General features: G+C 64.7%; 16 protein-coding genes and 2 tRNA genes. 3 read left to right on the top strand and 15 right to left on the bottom strand.

What is annotated here, in order from left to right; genetic code table 11:
• Positions 1-751: 751 nt before the first annotated feature.
• Entirely contained in the window at positions 752-1,084 is a 333-nt protein-coding gene (locus E3O67_RS14170; protein WP_135102982.1) for a hypothetical protein, read from the bottom strand.
• A 190-nt stretch (positions 1,085-1,274) separates the two neighbouring features.
• Here E3O67_RS14170 and murJ point away from each other — a divergent pair, with 190 nt between their 5' ends.
• Complete coding sequence (murJ, locus tag E3O67_RS14175; RefSeq protein ID WP_135102983.1) at positions 1,275-2,930, top strand: murein biosynthesis integral membrane protein MurJ; 1,656 nt, start codon at positions 1,275-1,277, stop codon at positions 2,928-2,930.
• A gap of 452 nt (positions 2,931-3,382) precedes the next feature.
• Here the strand turns inward: murJ and E3O67_RS14180 are convergent, their stop codons facing one another.
• Positions 3,383-3,997 carry a nucleotidyltransferase domain-containing protein gene (locus E3O67_RS14180; RefSeq protein ID WP_134428531.1) on the bottom strand — a complete coding sequence of 205 codons (615 nt, stop codon included), beginning with the start codon at positions 3,995-3,997 and terminating at the stop codon, positions 3,383-3,385.
• Positions 3,998-4,428: 431 nt separating this feature from the next.
• Between E3O67_RS14180 and E3O67_RS14185 the strand changes: the two genes are divergently transcribed.
• On the top strand, positions 4,429-5,367 hold the full coding sequence (locus E3O67_RS14185) for an alpha/beta fold hydrolase (protein ID WP_198417154.1): 939 nt from the start codon (positions 4,429-4,431) through the stop codon (positions 5,365-5,367).
• Between the two features lie 116 nt (positions 5,368-5,483).
• On the opposite strand, the gene E3O67_RS14190 is transcribed toward E3O67_RS14185, so the two are convergent.
• From E3O67_RS14190 to E3O67_RS14215, 6 genes are all read right to left on the bottom strand, one after another.
• Positions 5,484-5,825 carry a hypothetical protein gene (locus E3O67_RS14190; RefSeq protein WP_134428529.1) on the bottom strand — a complete coding sequence of 114 codons (342 nt, stop codon included), beginning with the start codon at positions 5,823-5,825 and terminating at the stop codon, positions 5,484-5,486.
• A gap of 240 nt (positions 5,826-6,065) precedes the next feature.
• Positions 6,066-6,989 (bottom strand): site-specific integrase, encoded by a 924-nt coding sequence (locus tag E3O67_RS14195; RefSeq protein WP_167726664.1) that lies wholly within the window; start codon positions 6,987-6,989, stop codon positions 6,066-6,068.
• A gap of 266 nt (positions 6,990-7,255) precedes the next feature.
• Entirely contained in the window at positions 7,256-7,552 is a 297-nt protein-coding gene (locus E3O67_RS14200; protein ID WP_241979344.1) for an AlpA family transcriptional regulator, read from the bottom strand.
• Between the two features lie 111 nt (positions 7,553-7,663).
• Positions 7,664-7,737, bottom strand: a tRNA-Ile gene (locus E3O67_RS14205).
• Positions 7,738-7,838: 101 nt separating this feature from the next.
• Positions 7,839-9,077, bottom strand: coding sequence for a glycosyltransferase (locus E3O67_RS14210; RefSeq protein WP_241979355.1), 1,239 nt, complete (start codon positions 9,075-9,077; stop codon positions 7,839-7,841).
• 191 nt (positions 9,078-9,268) lie between these two features.
• Entirely contained in the window at positions 9,269-10,183 is a 915-nt protein-coding gene (locus tag E3O67_RS14215; protein ID WP_134432178.1) for a DMT family transporter, read from the bottom strand.
• A gap of 41 nt (positions 10,184-10,224) precedes the next feature.
• Between E3O67_RS14215 and def the strand changes: the two genes are divergently transcribed.
• Positions 10,225-10,791, top strand: coding sequence for a peptide deformylase (def, locus tag E3O67_RS14220; RefSeq protein ID WP_134432181.1), 567 nt, complete (start codon positions 10,225-10,227; stop codon positions 10,789-10,791).
• 48 nt (positions 10,792-10,839) lie between these two features.
• Here def and E3O67_RS14225 read toward each other — a convergent pair whose 3' ends face one another.
• From E3O67_RS14225 to E3O67_RS14255, 7 genes are all read right to left on the bottom strand, one after another.
• Positions 10,840-11,718 (bottom strand): sensor histidine kinase, encoded by an 879-nt coding sequence (locus E3O67_RS14225; RefSeq protein WP_134432184.1) that lies wholly within the window; start codon positions 11,716-11,718, stop codon positions 10,840-10,842.
• 88 nt (positions 11,719-11,806) lie between these two features.
• A tRNA-Asn gene (locus E3O67_RS14230) sits at positions 11,807-11,879 on the bottom strand.
• 64 nt (positions 11,880-11,943) lie between these two features.
• Positions 11,944-12,951: an NAD(P)-dependent oxidoreductase gene (locus E3O67_RS14235; RefSeq protein WP_134432187.1), complete on the bottom strand. Its 1,008-nt coding sequence runs from the start codon at positions 12,949-12,951 to the stop codon at positions 11,944-11,946.
• Positions 12,935-13,864, bottom strand: coding sequence for an ATP-binding cassette domain-containing protein (locus tag E3O67_RS14240; protein WP_134432190.1), 930 nt, complete (start codon positions 13,862-13,864; stop codon positions 12,935-12,937). Before E3O67_RS14240 ends, E3O67_RS14235 begins: the two co-directional genes overlap by 17 nt.
• A gap of 4 nt (positions 13,865-13,868) precedes the next feature.
• A complete protein-coding gene (locus E3O67_RS14245; protein WP_134432192.1) occupies positions 13,869-15,557 on the bottom strand; it encodes an ABC transporter ATP-binding protein in 1,689 nt (562 codons plus the stop codon).
• Entirely contained in the window at positions 15,554-16,630 is a 1,077-nt protein-coding gene (locus tag E3O67_RS14250; protein ID WP_134432194.1) for an ABC transporter permease, read from the bottom strand. The genes E3O67_RS14245 and E3O67_RS14250 overlap by 4 nt, the downstream gene beginning before the upstream one ends.
• A gap of 1 nt (position 16,631) precedes the next feature.
• Positions 16,632-17,720: an ABC transporter permease gene (locus tag E3O67_RS14255; RefSeq protein ID WP_135102985.1), complete on the bottom strand. Its 1,089-nt coding sequence runs from the start codon at positions 17,718-17,720 to the stop codon at positions 16,632-16,634.
• Positions 17,721-17,963: the final 243 nt, after the last annotated feature.

Raw genomic sequence — 17,963 nt, forward strand, 5'->3', positions numbered from 1 at the left:
ATCGAGGTCATCGACGAGGCGGTGATCCTCCCCGAACTCGCCGCCGCCTAAACTAAAACAGCTGACCCGCACGGTGTTGAGAAACTCCACCACTCAGCGGGACGTGACCTGGTCGAGACACAGTGGCAACGCCGGAACCTGGGGAACTTCGCCCCTGACCGACTCGCTAGACGACTCGCCTCGGGCAGTCCATCGCGCAGATCGTTCGGCTATCAGGCGTTCAGAGCGATCCCGGCTTCAGATCGTATGTCACCCATTTCGTCGAAGTGGCGGTCGAGTCATAAAGGTGCCGGGCACGAGTGTTGTCCTCCGCCGTGATCCAGCGGACGACTGAGCTGCCTTCACCGTCGGCCAATGAGGAGAGTTCGCTGAGTAGCGCCCGCCGGCGCCGGAACCGCGAGTGTTCGGGGACGTGAACAGATCGTCGAGGAAGATTCCCACGCTGCCAGTGGAGGGGCGGGCAAATCGCCGATAGTGCGCGAGTCCCACGAGGCGATCCCCGGAACTGGCAACGAAGGCATTCACTTCATGCGCGCCGTCATTGATCCAAGTCCACACACGTTCAACAATTCTTTCATCGGGGGAAAGTGCGTAAAAATCTCGATATTCCCGACACAGCCCAGCCCACTCGGCGAATTCTGATGCTTGAACTGCGCGAACCAAGACCGTGTCGTCTGTACTCATCGCCTCAGAGTAGCGGCCCGCATTCTGTTCCCGATGGAGGCTAATTGCCCGGCCGCGGATCGGCGACCTACAGATTAATCAATCGCGTCAGCAGTGTCTCGGCTGCGCCGGCGATGCTGCCGACTGCGGAGACGGTGAAGATACCAGCCACTCCCCAGAACCAGTAACGGTCACTCCGACCCGTTTTCATCCGGTCGAGGGCCAGCCACCAAGCCGCCACCGTCGCCACGGTGGCGGCGATTACGGTACCAAACGCCATCCGTACGAAGTCCGCTGCGTCTGGAGCACCCCAGGAGTTGGTCGCGAGCACGATACAGAACGGAACGATGACCATCCCCACGAATCCGATGAGCACCGGAGACACAGCGCGTCGTTTCTGAGTACTCGTCTGAGTTGACATGCGGTGAGTCTCGCAGGTCTCGCTCCTGCCGACGACGCAATCGTTCCCGCGATCCGCAAAGGGTTGGGGTCCGCGACGTCAGATTCACGACTGGGTTAATGCTGGTTACTCGGCCGCTGTGGGAATGTTAGCGAATGGGGGATTTCTTATGGGCTTGCCGACCTTGTGGGGCTAGTCCGGAGCTTGGCCGATGAGTACGCGCGGCTCGATTGGGTCGATGATGGCGGCCACGCTCGTCTCCCGGGCGCTCGGTTTCCTCAAGGCAATTCTGCTCGTAGCTGCGATCGGCGGCACGAGCGAGGCGGTCGGTGGGCAAGCGTTTGAAATCGCGAACTCAGCACCCACTTACCTCTTCGCTCTGATCGCTGGCGGCGTCCTGGGCGCGGTGCTTGTCCCGCAGATCGTTCGGAACCTCCACGACGGCCCGGCTGGCCAGGAAAACGCGGACCGGATCCTGACGATCGTTCCAGTGGGCGGGGCCGTGGCCACAGTCATCCTCACCCTGTGCGCTCCGGGAATCGTCTGGATCTACGCAACAACCTGGTCGGCGCAGTGGCGAGGACTGGCAACGTCGATGGCGTACTGGTGCTTGCCGCAGATCTTCTTCTTGATCGCATTCGCCGTCCTGTCCCAGGTCCTGAACGCGCGCGGTGTGTTCGGCGCCCCCGCGTGGGCCCTCCCAGTCTCCAACCTGCTGGGGATCAGTGGAATCCTGGTCTTCTTTTTTCTGCTGCCGACCGGGCTGGGCACGGTGGACTCGTGGAGTCCCCTGATGATCTCCGTGCTCAGTGGCTCGGCCACCGTGGCCATCGCCATCCAAGCTCTGCTGCTCCTCATCCCGCTGCGGAGAATCGGGTTTCGGATCCGGTTTCGCCGGGGCTTTGGTGGTCTCGGGCATATGTCGACGCTGGCGGGTTGGGCTCTTCTCGGAGTCATCGCGGGCCAGGCCGCGTACTTGGTCACGTCGAACGTCGCCAGTTACGCCGGGAAGACCCTCAACGAGTTGGGCGTCGACGGCCCCAGCCTGAACTCCCTCTCGATGGCGTACTTGCTGATGCTCTTGCCGCAAAGGATCGTGACCGTGTCGTTGACAACAGCCCTCTACACACGGATGAGCGGATCCGCCGCACGAAATAACCTCCCCGAGATCGATGCACTCTCCACATTGGCCAGCAAACCAGTCGCTTACGTCGCGATCGCCACCAGTGCAGCTTTCGTGGCGCTGGGCCCACTGATCACCGAGGTGCTCTTTGGCAAGCCAATCATTGGGCACGTACTCCAGGTGCTAGCGATTGGCCTTGTCGGGTTCAGCCAGGCCTACGTGCTCAACCGAACATCCTTCGCGTTGCAGGATGCCCGCGGCCCTCTCACCACCCAACTCGTCATCGCCGGACTCTCCGCCGCCGGCGCCGCAGCAGCAGCGCTCCTCTTTCCACCTGAACTCACCGTGATCGGAATCGCCGCAGGAATCTCCATCGCTAACTTCGCCGGCTGGCTGACCGCGCACCTGTCGCTACGGCGAACTCCGAAACCGCGGTCACGTCCCCTCCGGTCAGCGGCCCCTCGCGCTCGGATACACTCGACTGCTTGGTGCAGCCATAGTCAGTTCCGCTGCTGGCCTGTTACTGGTTGCCTACACCGATACGTCATCAGGTTTCGTCGGCCAGGCCGCCCTTCTGGTGGCCGCTGGGATAGGAGTTCTGACAGTCTTCATCGCGGTGAGCTGGATACTCGGCGACCGAACACTGAACAACCTGCGCCGAAGGTAGCCACCACATTGGCCCTGGTCCCAACCGCCCACACGGCAGAGAAGACTGCCCGCAGAAGGTTCGATACCGGGCGCTGACCCCGGTCTGAACGCTCAGAAGCCAGCCGATCCTTCAAAGATCCTCGGCGGGTGCCCGTGGTCAGGAGGCGAGGGCGGCTTCCATCTCGTCGACCAGCCGACTTGCTCGCTCGCCCTTGCCTCTGTGATGTGGCTCGCCCCGCAGAAAGTGAGGGGCTTAGCTTCCAAGAGTCGACCCAAGTCCCGCGCTGCGGTTCTCTTTGCAGGGAGCGCTTGGGTTAGGAGGCCGATAGCCTATTTGTGATCCTGACCGCTGGACCGGTATCCGAGCTTTGATCCGCAAATAGAATCGGCCGCGGCGATGCCGGCGTTGACAGCATTCAGCCCAGTCGTATTGTTCGACGCCATCGGTCCCCCAGGCTCGAATCGAGCTTGAGCAGTGAGGAGAGAATCGCGGGCATGTTCGGCACGGATTCGCACCTCCCCCGCCGTCATCTGTTTGATCCGCGCGTTCACGGCGCCTTTCTCATTCCCAGGGCGCTGTTTCCGAAGACAACGATCCCCTCCGACGCCCAGCTATCGACGATCGGGTCTCCGTCTTCCTCCTGCTTGGCCAGGGCCGATTCGGTTAGGTCATAGATCTGGGCATCATTACCGGTCCACAGTTGCACGTTGTCCCGGAGCCCGGTTACGAATTCGTCCCGGACATCGAGTGCCGCCTCGTCAGGAAAGACGACGAGCAGGTCGACGTCGCTCGTCTTGGTGGAGTCACCTCGTGCCACGGATCCGTAGAGGGCAACCGTGACGCCCTCCGGTGCGCTCGCATCTGCGAATGCTGTTACGCGCCTGTTCAGCTCCTGGCGTGCGTTCATCGCGATCTCAACAGCCGGCCAGAGGATGTGCGACCGGTTGGCAGAATACATAGTCGCATGGGGCGCTGGGACCGAAATGACCAGACCGATGTCGGCGAGCCGGAGAAGGGACAATCGGACGTTGGCCGGTGTTCCAGTCCCCGCCAGACGGGCGATCTGTCGACCAGTGAGCTCTGAGCCGGCCCTGGCAACGACGCGCAGGGCCACAGCGTCGAGGCCATTCATGAACGAGGCGAGTGGGGCAGATAAGTCCACGAACAGCTCCTTTCAATGTTTGTATTGCTCTTCGATTCGATCGAATCTAAATACAATACAAATGCATTGCTCCACAATGCGATGAATTGAGGATCAGCCAGTCGTGCCAAAGCTCCTCCGAGTTGAGGGTTCGATCAATGTCGTACTTCTCGGGAAGTCACGCAGGAGCATGCTCAGAAGCGCCCTTTCAACGTCCCCCTTGCGCGCAGCCAGACGCAACTTCGAAGCCCGCTCATTACGGTCGGGTATCCGTGCGTCTATCCGAAGGCCGGCGATGGCACGGACTGTGCGCCTGCCCCGTCTTGATTGATTCCCAAGCCCATCGCGTCTGAGACCGTCGCACGAGTGGACCGCGGGCGCGTCGGGTAGCGGTGCTCGTCGCTTCAGGTGCATGGTCGTCTGCCGAGCGCGCGGGGCATAACCTAAATGCAGTGGTTGATGAAGAAGACCGAGTCTGTCTAGCGAAGGGCGCCGGAATGCCGATCAGTGAAGTCGAGTTCGTCGATACGCCTCTGCTTCGCGTTGGATATGAGGTGCTCGGTGAGCCGGGCGGTCAGACCGTCGTGCTCCTGCATGGGTTTCCCTACGATGTACGTTCCTACGACGATGTGGCCCCTCGGCTGGCGAAGGCGGGTATCCGGGTCGTTGCGCCCTATCTGCGCGGATACGGCCCGACGAAGTTCCTCTCCGACCAGACGCTGCGATCCGGACAACAAGCAGCGCTCGGTCAGGACCTGATCGACCTCATGGACGCGCTTGGCGTTGAGCGAGCGATCGTTGCGGGGTATGACTGGGGTGGACGCGCCGCATGTGTGGCCGCGGCGCTTTTCCCCGAGCGGATCGACGGGTTGGTCACGGTCTCTGGATATCCCATCCAGGACATCGGTGGGTCTGTCGAACCGGCCGCTCCGCTCGATGAGAAGCTGGCGTGGTATCAGTACTACTTCCACTCAGAGCGGGGTCGGCGCGGTCTTGAGCGGGACCGCGAGGACCTGTGTCGTTTGCTGTGGCGCGACTGGTCTCCGGAGTGGGTCGAGGCAGAGACTGCGTTCGCGGCGTCGGCATCCAGCCTGCACAACTCGGATTTCGTCGACATTGCTGTCCATTCGTACCGGCATCGCTTCGGGCTGGCCGTTGGAGATCCGCGCTATGACGACCTCGAGGGTCGTCTCGCCCAGCGTCCAACCATCTCCGTGCCTACTGTCTCAGTTGACGGCGGAGCAGACGGGTTCGGCTGGTTCGACTCGTCTGAGCATGCGTCCTACTTCTCAGGCTCCTTCCAGCGTGTCCTGCTGCCCGGGGTTGGGCACAACCCGCCGCAGGAAGACCCTGCGGCTTTCAGTGACGCGGTACTGACGCTCGTGCACTGATTCCACAAGCCCGCGATCCGTGGCCTAACAGCGCTTACGAGCTGATGCGATTGCAGCGAGTTGTTCCGTGGTGGTCCCGGTGAGGGTTGGACTCGCGGGCGAAGCAGTGGGACCCTTCAGTTGCCTGAACTGCCCGGATCGAGCAATCGTCGCTGGCTTGCAGCTTGACGTTGCCCGAGCATCGAGCCTGCACCGAATGAGAGCACTGCCAGCCCGACAATGAACAGCGCGATCCCGATCTGACTCCGTGGTGAGAGTTGTAGGCCTATTGGAGAGAAAGTCGTGTTGCTGAGCGGCGCGTAGGCGAACCAGCCGAAGCTCGCTTGGTCACTCGGCACGAGAAGGAGCACGAGTCCGATGACGGCAGCCACGGTCCCGAGGACGACCATGGATACGCTCACCCGACGCCAGAGGTTTGAGTTGAAAACTCCACCTTGCCCAGCCTGCATCTCGCCCATGTGGCCATGCTAGATGACTCACCGGTTCCACGATGTGACAGAGCGCACAGAGCGTTCGGCAATACGACGTCGACATGGACGCCGATCCGCCGCGGAAGAACATCAGTAGCACGCCTATGGTGCATAACGGCACCGTCGATGATGCCAGGGGCCTCGCCTTTGAGCTCGATCAGGATCGTGTGGGTCTCAATCTCCCCGATGTTCTCGCCAGAGTATCGATGAGCCGGATGGCGCCGTCCCTCACTTCACGGGTGGCGCCAGCTGTTGCAGGACATCCGCCGGGCCGGACTTCACCGTGCGGTCGGGCTCGGCATAGTGTGCCTTGGTCGTCGAAGTCGAAGTGTGACCGAGCATGTCGGCTGCGGCCTGAATGCCGAGTTCCTTGGCAAGCAGCGTCGCCCCCGTGCGCCGAAAGGAGTGGGGCGTGATTTCCAGGCCCTCGAGGCCAGCGTTCAAGAGTATCCCCCGGAACGAGCGCCTCACGTTATACGGTGCGAGCGGTGTACCGACCCGCGAGAAGAAGAGCAGGTGCTCGGAGTCTTCCGGGTCGAGAAGCGCCAACCGCTGGCGAATCACGTCGGCCACGAACTGTGGCACAGCAATGACCCTGTTCGACTCGTGTGTTTTGGGATGTGCTTGGCGGTGCACGCCGGCGCCGTTATGCACCACAAGCGTGCCGCTGATGTTCACCCGTGGCGGATCGGCGTCCATGTCGACGTCGCACTGCCGAAGGGCAAGCGCCTCGCCGATGCGAGTAGCGGTACCGAGCATCACCTCGATGATGTCTCGAACCTGCCCGTCGGACCGCGGCCCCATCCGGCCCTCCCCCGTGCGCCATTCGCGTGCCGCGAGGCGGATAGCGGCTATCTGCTCCGTCGTGAGTGCCTTCGGGGTGTGAGAGGGCTTCTTCATGCGTGAGGCCTCCTTGATGGGATTTCGCGGAATGATCCCCCGCCGCACCGCGAATGCCAGGATCATCCCGAGGATCGTACGAGAGTGCTTTGCTCGCGTATACGACGTCTCGCGCTGCTTCTTCAAGAAGAGCTCGATGCGCCCGACGGTCACCTCGCGAACCGTGAAGTTCTCGAAATAGGGCAGCACAAGCAAACGCAGTTGACGCTGGTAGGTGTCCTTTGTGCCTTGGGAACGGTCGACATCGTTCATCACGTCCTCCATCCAGGCGGCAGCGAGGAGGGGGAATGGTGAGCCAGCATGGAGTGAGTCGCCGACGTCCCCGGCATGCAACCGAGCCGCCAGGTCCGCTTTGAGGGCTGCCTGTGCGGCGTTACGGCTCGAGCTGGTCGCTGTCACCTTCCGCGTCTGACCGTCCCAGTCGCGGAAGCGGGTCACCGCACGGAAGACTCCAAGACTGACCTGTGTCGTCGTGATTGCGCCGAACGTACTGATCGGCAGTCGGGGTCGTCCAGCCATCAGTGCTCAACTCCACGACGACTGAGGGCTGACTCGGGCTCATGGAGCCCGTCCAGCCACCGCAGGACATCGGAGGCGCGGTAGCGAATCTCCCGGCCGACTCGAATGCCGGAGGGGCCGCGTCCGTCGGTACGGAGGTCATACATGGCCTGCACCTGAAGGCCGAGATATTCGGCGAGCTCGCTTGTCGTCAATACAGGCTCGAGACCGAGCCCCGTGAGTCTTTCAGTGTCCATAACCCGTAGGTGTTCGAGGTCACTCCAGACGATTCGAACCGGGTCGTGCACCTTCTTCACAAGCCACTGTAGAAGGTGAAAATTTTCGAATAAACGGTGAATAAACGGATAGTGCATCAAGTCTTGCCCTTTCGGTACAGACAAGAAACCCCGATCAGATCTAATTCACAGTAGGGCGGCTGGGACTTGAACCCAGGACCGACGGATTATGAGTCCGCTGCTCTAACCAGCTGAGCTACCGCCCCAATCGACGCGACTCCTCCGACGAGAGTGCGACTGATTCTGCGGTGATCGGATGGATCACCGGCTCCCACGATACAGGCACTCGAATGGCGACCGTGCCCGGCTACTCTGCGCCGCGGGTTCCCGCGTCGGACGTAACCGCGTCGATGACCGGCTCGCCGCGGTACAGGCACTCGAAGGTGTTCAGGGTGCGGTTGATGTCGTGCACACCGATCAGCCGCAGGGACTCATTCTTGAGCGCGTTCAGATCGTCGGGTGCGGCCGTCAGGACTGTCGTGAGCTTGTCGGCGAGGTCCTGTGCGTTGCCGGGCTCGAACAGATAGCCGTTCTGCCCGTCGTGCACGAGGTGCGGGAGTGCCATGGCGTTTGCGGCCACGATCGGCAGGCCGGATGCCATCGCCTCCATGGTTGCGATGCTCTGCAGCTCCGCAATCGACGGCATAGCGAACACGGTCGAGCGGGTGTAAGCGGCCGCCAGTTCAGCATCCGTCACATAACCGGCGAAAGTGACCCGGCGCGTGAGGCCGAGTGTCTGCGAAAGACTTTCCAGATTGCGCTTCTGGTCGCCGCCCCCGACGATCTCCACCTTCACATCGAGGTCGGGCGACAGCAGGGCCACGGCCTGCAGCAGCACGTCGATCTGTTTCTCGCCGGTCACACGGCCGACGAAGAGGATGCGGTTCTCGGTGCGGGGAGCGAAGCTCGGCGAGTAGTTCTGGGCGTTGAGGCCGCACGAGATCGCCAGCACACCCTCGAGCCCGGTGTAGCGCTCCAGGAACTCCGCGGCTCGGAGGGTGGGCGTGGTGACCGCTTCCGCCCGACCGTAGGTGCGCCTCGCTGCACGCCAGGCCGCCTTGATGAGGCGATCGTGCAGGCCCTTGGGAACCAAAGTGAATTCCAGCATGTTCTCCGGCATGAAGTGGTTCGTGCCGATGATGCGGATGCCCCGCTTCGCCGCCTCGATCGTGACGGCGCGGCCCACGTTGATGTGGGATTGGAAGTGCACGACATCCGGCTTCACCGTGTCGAGGATGCGCCGGGTTTCCCGCGGGATGAACCACGGCAGGGCGTAGCGCAACCAGTCATGGGGGTACCAGCGCCAGCTCTGCAGGCGGTGCACGACCATCGGCTGGCCTTCGTGCACCTCGGTCCAGGTGCCGTGCTTACGAGATGCGGACGGAGCCATGATGTGCACCTCGTGCCCGCGGGCCACCATCCCCGCAGCAAGACGCTCGGCAAACCGGGCAGCGCCATTCACGTCGGGCGCGAAGGTGTCTGCCGCAATCAGGATGCGCAGCGGCTTCTTCAACACCGGCTCGCTGCGAGTCGACTCGCTCGGCAAATCGGTCAAATCTGACAAAAGACACTGTCCCAACGTATGTGGGCCGGAGTTCGTCATCCGGCGAGAATTCAGGTTTTCGACGACGCGCACGCTGACGTGGTCTTCTAGAACCCTATTCTAAACCGGCGCTGCAACCGCCATACAGGGGCGGCGCGCCCATACAAACACCGAACGGAGCTCCCTTTGCTGCTTCAGTCGTCGGCGAGAGGGTGGTACCGGGCCAACAGGAAGACCCCCACGATCGCGATGACACCCGCGACAAGGAAGGCGACAGCCGCCCACGGCGGGGCCTGCTCGATCTCGCCCAAAACGACGATACCGATGCCGACGGCAATCAGCGGATCGATTACGGTGAGCCCGGCGATGACCAAGTCCGGTGGGCCAGACGCGTATGCGTTCTGCACGAAGTAGGCACCAAGGCCCGCCGCCAGCAGCAGCCCGATGACGCAGGTCAGAGTCAGCCACTCGAAGTTGCCGTTCTGGGTGCGGTTGATGACGACCTTGGCCAACGTGGCGACGAACCCGTAGAGCACCCCGGCGCCAACGATGTAGAACATCGCCTTGAACCGAGTGCGGAGCTTGAAGAAAGCGACGCCGAAGACCGACAACACGACACCGAGAACGATCAGGATCGTGATCAGGTTACCGTCGGTGACCGGTTTGTCCACCGCGGTGAATGCGGCCACCGTGACGAAGAGCGCCACTCCGCCGACGCACATCGCGATCGCGATCTTCGACGCGCGGTTGACGGGGACCCGGGTGATGCGGGAGTTCAGGATCGACGTGATCACCAGGGCGACGGCGCCGAGCGGTTGAACCATGATGATGGGCGCGAAAGCCAGGCTGGAGAGCTGGAACACGATCGCCAGTCCGAGCATGACCGTGCCGAAGACCCACGACGGCCGGCCGAGCAGCAGCATCAGCTGGCGCGGGTTGAGCCCGCCGGTAACCTCAGCCGTTTTGGCCTCGACTTTGGTCACGCCGCTGTGCTGAAATTGCGCCCCGAGCGACAGGAAGACCGCACCGACCAGAGCGAGCGGAATCCCGATGGCCTGACGGGGATCGATGGCGATTTCCGCAGCCAGGTCGGTCAAGTCGGGGTTCACTCAAGCCAGCCTATAGAGAATCAGGCCGTTATCCTTGCTGAATGGCCGTTCGCTCGATAGTTATTTCAGGAGATTCCGTTCTCCACTCCCCCGCCCTCCCCGTCACCGATTTCGGGAACGATCTGCATGAACTCGTGCAGGACATGTTCGAGACGATGGATGCCGCGCCCGGCGTCGGTCTGGCGGCCCCGCAGGTGGGTGTGCCGCTCAGACTCTTCACCTACAGCTTCCTCGACGACGACGACCACCTCTGGCGGGGCGTGGCCATCAATCCCGAACTCTGGATCACCCCGGTTCCCGCGGGCGAGGCCGACGAGGATGAGGACGTCGAGGGCTGTCTGTCCTACCCGGGCGAACGCTTTCCGCTGCTGCGCTCCCCCTCAGCAATCCTTCGCGCGGTGGACCTCGAACAGAAGCCCTTCGAAATTCGAGCCGACGATTGGCTGGCACGCATCTTCCAGCACGAATACGATCATCTCGACGGCACGCTGTACGTCGATCGCCTCGAGCACTTCTACGCCAAGATCGCCACCAAGGTGACCCGCAAGCGCGGCTGGGGCGTGCCCGGCCTCAGTTGGATACCCGGCGTCGACAACCTCGAAGACTGAACCGGCAGGACCGGCTGAACCGGCAGGACCCGCAGGCCCGGATCCGGGTCAGCCGCGGGTGAGGTCCACGCCGTGGATCCCGTTATGGAAGCGCAGCGACGGGAAGACGGCCGTGACCGTGAACCCCACACCGGGCACGGTCCCCGCGTTGAAGATGCCACCGAACATCTCGGTGCGCTCGCGCATGCGGGTGATTCCTGCCCCGGAGACGTTAGCACTGAGGGCCTTGAGATCATCGTCGATGGTGTATTTCGTGCGAGATTGGAAGTCGGCGGCGTCGGCGCTGTCCCGGCGAGCCGCAGCACGGATGCCGTCGTCGGCGACCACCAGCTGCAGCCCGTCCTGAGTCCACGTGAACGTGACCCGGGCCTCCGTGCCTCGGCCGCCGTGAGTGAGAGTGTTGGCCAGCGCGCCCTGCAGGATCCGGAAGACGGCCAGTTCGGCGCCCGGCTTGAGCGGGAACCGTTCGCCGGACTCGGTGAAGGCCACGGAGACGCCCGCGCCCTGCATGACCCGGAACAGGTCCCGCGCCGACTGCAGGTCCGGTTGCGCCGAACCGACGGATTCGCCCTCGCGCACGATCGTGAGGACACGGCGCATGTCGGCCAGGGCCACCCGACCGTCCTCGACCAGTGCCGTCGCCACGCGGACGGCGCTGGACGGGTCGCTCTCGGCCGTGTAGCGGGCACCCTCGGCGCGGGTGATCAGCCGGGCGACGGACAGCACGGCCACGTCCTGAAGCTCCCGGATGATGCCGAGGCGGCCCTCTTGTTCGGCGAGGGACAGTTGCAGGTCGATGCGCATCCGTTCGGCCGCGTTGCGATCGAACACCACACGCCGGGCCCGGAACAGGGTGACCAGCCACAGGGCCAGCAACACGACGACGAGCACGGCCAGAATTGTGCTCAGAGTGAGCCAGGACTCCACGGATGCCGCCTTTTCTCACTCCACGCCGCACGGAAACGAACGGGATACAAAAAAGGCCACCAGGGGTGGAGCCCTTGGTGGCCTTTCGCTCCCCGACTTGGACTCGAACCAAGAACCTGCGCATTAACAGTGCGCTGCTCTGCCAATTGAGCTATCGAGGAATACTGCTTGAGCAGCCCTACTACTTTATCAAAAGTTGGCGATCTGCCAAATCCACGGGGTCGATCAGTAGCCGATTCGTGGGTCGACGACCCCGACGAACCGCCCGTCTTCAAGGAAGGCACCCACATTCAGGCGAATCCGCTCAGCCAGGAGCGGCGCGGTCATCTCGGGCGTGTCGGCCGAATGAGGCGTGATCAGGCACCGCGGTTCGACCCAAAGCGGATGCCCCTGCGGCAGCGGTTCCGGATCGGTCACGTCAAGGGCCGCACCGGCGATGGACGCCGCGGCCAGCGCCGCCACGAGGGCGTCCGTGTCGACGAGCGGGCCCCGGGCGATGTTGACGAGCACGGCCTCGGGCCGCATCAGCTCGAATTCGGCCCGGCCGATCAGATGGCGGGTGCCGTCCGTGAGGGCTGCCGCCACCACGACGACGTCGCTGGTCGGGAGGACTCCTGGGAGGGCATCCGTCGCCACCGTGTGCTCGGCCCCGGACACCGGCTCGCTGCTGCGGCGCACGACGGTGATGTGGGTGCCGAAGGGCGCGAGCAGGCGGATCAGCTCGCGGGCGATCCCGCCGGCGCCGATCACGGTCACGTTGAGACCGTAGAGCGAGCGCCCCTCGGGCAGGGTGCTCCAGCGTGTGGAGCGCGCGCGCTTCGGCAACACGCGCAGCAACGCCAGGGTGAGCGTGAGGGCGTGTTCGGCGACGGGCTGCGCGTACGCGCCCTTCGCGCTGGTCCAGAGCAGGTCTGCGCGGTCCATGCCCGCCAGCACACCACTGAAGGCGTCCACCCCGGCCCAGGGAAGCTGCACCCAGCCGATCCCGGGATGGGCGTCGAGGGTGGCGCGCAGCTCGTCGGCGCGGCCGTAGTCGAGCCAGATCAGTCCCCGCGTTTCCCGGGTGAGCTCCGCCACGGTGCCCCCGGCGGCCTCGACGGCCTGGGCGAAGGCCGGCTCCGGCCGCGGCAGGATGGTGATCGGGCCGGGAACCGGAAGCCGGTCCGCCGACAGCGGGGTGACATCGTCGGCGAGCACGGCCTGGTGTTGAACGGATTCAATTTTCGATGACATCGTCCTCGAATTCACTTTCGTCGTCGTTCTCGTCGTCGTTCTCGTCGCCGTTCTCGTCGCCCGGCGTATCCCGTATCAGGGCCGCGGCCAGGCCGGCGACATACGGATGCCACGGGTCGTCGAACACCTCATCGATGGTGCCCAGCCCCACCAGCACTCCCTGGTGCAGCACGGCGATCCGATCCGCGACCCGTCGGAGCACGCTGAGGTCGGAGCTGATCACCAGCGCCGAGAAGGCCCGCTCGCGCTGAAGCTCCGCAATCAGATCGACCACGGCGTCCCGCACGGTGGCGTCGACGCCGGCCGTCGGCTCGTCCGCGATCAGGAGCGCAGGCCCGAACACGAGGGCCCGGGCCAGCGCCACCCGCTGGCGCTGCCCGTTGCTGAGCTCGTAGGGGAACTTGGTGAGCACCGACAGCGGCAGGCGCACCGCGTCGATCATGGTCGCCACCTGATCGTCGAGGTCCTGCCTGTTGTAGCGCCGGTCCCGGTCGAGCACTGGCTCGGCAACGATCTCCGCGACCGTCAGGGTCGAGGGCAAGGTGTCGGAGGCATCCTGAGGCAGGTGCCCGACCTCGAAGGTCAGCCGGGTCAGCTTGCGCCGACGGATGCCGCGGAGCCGGTACCCGAGCACCGTCGCCTCTCCCCCGGTGATTTCTGGTCGCACGTCGCCGGAGCCCCCGCCGCCGGAGCCGAACGCGGCACCCGAGAGCACCCGAGCCAGCGTGCTCTTGCCCGAACCGCTCTGCCCGAGCAGTCCGAGCACCTCGCCGGTCCTGATCTGGAGGGTGAGGCCGCGCACGGCCAGGAAGGCACCACTGGCGCCGTGGGCCGGATACTCGACCGTGAGGTCACTGGTGGAGACCGGACTGGTCGGACTGGTCGGACTGGTCGGTTCGGCGCCGCGGATCATGTGTCTATCCTGCCTCACGCAGCCGCCGCAGTCCCTCCCTGCGCAGGGCCTGCTCGGCCGGGTCAGGCACAGGCAATGAGGCGAGGAGCCGCTGAGTGTAGGGATCCTTTGGCGCGCCGAGCACCGCGACACTCGTGCCCTCCTCGACCAGTTTGCCGCGGTACAGCACCGCGATCCGGTCCGCGACGAGGTCGACGACGGCCAGGTCGTGGCTGATGAACAAGGACGCGAATCCGAACTCCCGCTGGAGCTCGGCGAACAGCTCCAGCACCCGCGCCTGCACCGAGACGTCGAGGGCGCTGGTGGGCTCGTCGGCGATCAGCAGCGGCGGTTCCAGGGCGAGCGCCCGTGCCAGACTGGCGCGCTGACGCTGGCCACCGCTCAGTTCGTGCGGGTAGCGGTCGGCGTAGGCGCGCGGCAGCTGCACGGCCTCGAGGAGCTCGTTGACCCGTGTCCGGGCATCGGCGGCGTTCTTCGCCCGCCCGTGCACCACCAGCGGTTCGGCCACGCAGTCGGCGATGGTGAGCAGGGGGTTGAAACTCGACGCCGGGTCTTGGAATACGAAACCGATGTCACTGCGGAACTTCTTGAACGCACGCTCCTTGAACCCGTTCATCTCGTGACCCATCACGGTCAGGGATCCGCCGGTCACCCGGGTCAGGCCGGCGATGGCCCGCCCGATCGTGGTCTTGCCCGAGCCGCTCTCCCCCACCAGACCGAGGACCTCGCCGGGCCGGATCAGGAAGCTCACCCCGTCGACGGCGGTGAAACCGGACCGGCCGAGCCTGCCGGGGTATTCGATCCGGAGCTGGTCGGCGACCACGACCGGGGCCTGCTCTTCCCAGTCGTCCGTGCGCGCCCGGGCGCGCTCGGCGGCGTGCACGACCCCCTGGCCCACGTGCGGCACGGCGGCGAGAAGCCTCTTGGTGTAGTCGTTCTGCGGCGAGCTGAAGAGCGTCTGGGCATCCGCCTCTTCGACGACCTTGCCCTGGTACATCACCGCGACCCGGTCGGCGAGGTCGGCGACGACGCCCATGTTGTGGGTGATCAGCACGATCGCCGTGCCGAATTCGTCACGGCAGCGTCGCAGCAGGTCCAGGATCTCCGCCTGCACGGTCACGTCGAGCGCCGTTGTCGGCTCGTCGGCGACAATCAGGCCGGGGTCGAGCACCAGGGCCATGGCGATCACCACCCTCTGCTTCTGACCGCCGGAGAACTGGTGCGGATAATAGTCGACGCGGGTCTCCGGGTCGGGAATGCCGACCCGCCCGAGGATCTCGATCGCCTTGGCCCGTGCTTCCTTGCGGCTGAACCGGCCATGCGCGCGGATGCCCTCCATGATCTGCCAGCCCACGGTGTAGACCGGGTTCAACGCCATGGACGGCTCCTGGAACACCATGGCCACGTCGGTGCCGCGCACCTGCCGCAACCGCGCGGTGCTGAGCGCGATGACGTTGCTCTCGCTCGAACCGTCCTTGCTGCTGAGAATGACGGCGCCCGAGGCGGTCGCCGTCTCCGGTAGTAGCCCCAGGATGGTCTTGGCGGTGACGGTCTTTCCGCTGCCGCTCTCGCCGACAATGGCGAGCACCTCGCCCGGTGCGACCCGCAGGGTCACACCGTCGACGGCCCGGACGGCCCCGGCATCCGTCGCGAAGGAGATGCCGAGGTCGGTGATGGTGAGCACGTCGGTCATGGTCGGTCCTCGAGTCCGTCGGTGGGATGGGTTGCGGCGCCTTCGCGCCCGCCGAGCCCGCCGGGACCGGCGACCAGGGTGCCGCCGGGAACGACCGAGGTCTGCGCGACGACGCCGGCCGTCTGGCCGACGGCGCGGCGACCGCGCAGCCGGGGATCGGCGAGGTCGTTCAGGCTTTCGCCGACCAGGGTGATGCCGAGCACCACCAGCACGATGGCGAGGCCGGGAAACAGTGACGTCCACCAAATGCCGCTGGTCACGTCCGAGAGGGCCTTGTTGAGGTCATAGCCCCACTCGGCGGCGGCCGTCGGTTCAATGCCGAACCCGAGGTAGCCGAGGCCCGCGAGGGTCAGGATGGCCTCCGACGAGTTCAGGGTCAGGATCAGCGGCAGGGTGCGGGTGGCGTTACGGAACACGTGCCGGAACATGATCCGGCCGCTGCCGGCGCCCAGCACGCGGGCGGATTCCACGTAGGCCTCGGCCTTGATCCGCACCGTCTCGGCTCGGATCACCCGGAAGTACTGCGGGATGAAGACCACGGTGATCGAGATCGCCGCCGCGAGCACGCCGCCGATCAGGTTGGACTTGCCGCCGGAGATGACGATCGATATCACGATGGCCAGAAGCAGTGATGGGAACGCGTAGACGGCGTCGGAAACGACCACCGAGATGCGGTCGAGCCAGCCGCCGAAGTAGCCCGACACCAGGCCGAGGAACACCCCGGCGAAAATCGACAGCAGCACGGCCACGACGATCACGAACAGGGCGGTCTGGGCACCCCAGAGCACCCGGGAGAGCACGTCGTAACCGCCGACGGTGGTGCCGAGCGGATGCGCGCCGCCGGGCGGCTGCTGGGCCCCGAAGGCGCCGTCGGCGCCGCGCAGCTGGCTGAAGCCGTACGGCGCCAGCACGGGCGCGAAAATGGCGGTCAGCACGAACAGAGTGGTGATGGTCAGGCCGGCGATCAGCATCCCGCGCTGAAGTCCGATGCTCTGCCGGAGCTGGTGCACGATGGGGAGGCGGGACCAGGCGCTGCGTTTCTGCGCGGCGGGACTGCCGGTGGCGTCGCTCATGTCAGTACCTCACTCTCGGGTCGATCAGTGCGGCGATGATGTCCACGACGAAGTTGGACAGGGCCACGATCACGGCGAGCAGGGCGACGATCCCCTGCACGGCCACGAAGTCCCGGGCCCTGAGGAACTCGGAGAGGATGAATCCCAGCCCCTTCCATTCGAAGGTGGTTTCGGTCAGAACCGCGCCGCCGAGCAGCAGCGCGATCTGGAGGCCGATGACGGTGATGATCGGGATCAGGGCCGGCCGGTAGGCGTGCTTCCGCACGAGGCGGAATTCGCTCACCCCGCGCGAGCGGGCCGCATCGACGTAGTCGGTGCCGAGGGTTCCGATCACGTTGGTGCGCACGAGGCGGAGGAAGATCCCCGCGGTGAGCAGCCCAAGCGTCAGCGCGGGAAGCACGGCATGCTCGAGCACGTCTGCGAGCACGCCTGGGTCTCCGGTCATGATGGCGTCGATCGTGTAGAGGCCCGTCTTGTTCGGTAACAGCTGCATCTGCAGCTCGGAGCCGGTCGACGCCCGCCCGGACACGGGCAGCACGTCGAGGTACACGGCGAAGACGAGCTTGAACAGCAGCCCCGAGAAGAACACCGGGGTGGCGTAGCAGAGGATTGCGAAGACGCGCAGGAAGGCGTCAGCGGGCTTGTCCCGCCAGTAGGCGGCGACCATGCCCAGCGGGATCCCGACGATGAATGCCACGAGCAGGGCGTAGCAGACGAGCTCGAACGTGGCCACCCCGTAGGTGAGCAGGATCTCGGTGACCGGGCGGTTGGTGCTGATGGTCGTGCCGAAGTTGCCGGTGAAGACCTGGCCCAGATACTCGACGTACTGCACGAAGATGGGCCGGTCGTAACCGGCCGCCTGGATGCGCTCGGCCAGCTGCTCAGGTCCGAGGCGCCCGCCGAGTGCGGCCGTGATCGGGTCTCCGGTCGTGCGCATCAGCCAGAAGACCATGGAGACGAGGATGAAGATGGTGGGGAAGATCAGCAGGAAGCGGATCAGGATGTAGCGGCCGATCCCGCTTTCGGATGCCGGACGTTTCGTGCGACCCGTCGCGCGAGGCGACGGGGACCGCGTGGTCACAGTGGTCATTCCTGCCTAACGATTGGGCTGTGCGATTGGGCGTGCGATTGGCTAGACCACCGGAGCGGGACGGGGGCACCCAGCGCGCAAGCGTCTGGATGCCCCCGTGTTTCAAATTAGAGAAACTCTAACCGGTTGACGGACTAGCTGTAACTCCCAAGGAGGTTGTGAACGGCGTGGCTTGAGTTAAATGGGCGAGGACCTCCGGTATCGAAGTGGGTAACCACACTCACTCGATTTCCAGGAGGCCCT

Source organism: Cryobacterium sp. TMT3-29-2 (genome assembly GCF_004564305.1).
Taxonomy (GTDB): domain Bacteria; phylum Actinomycetota; class Actinomycetes; order Actinomycetales; family Microbacteriaceae; genus Cryobacterium; species Cryobacterium sinapicolor.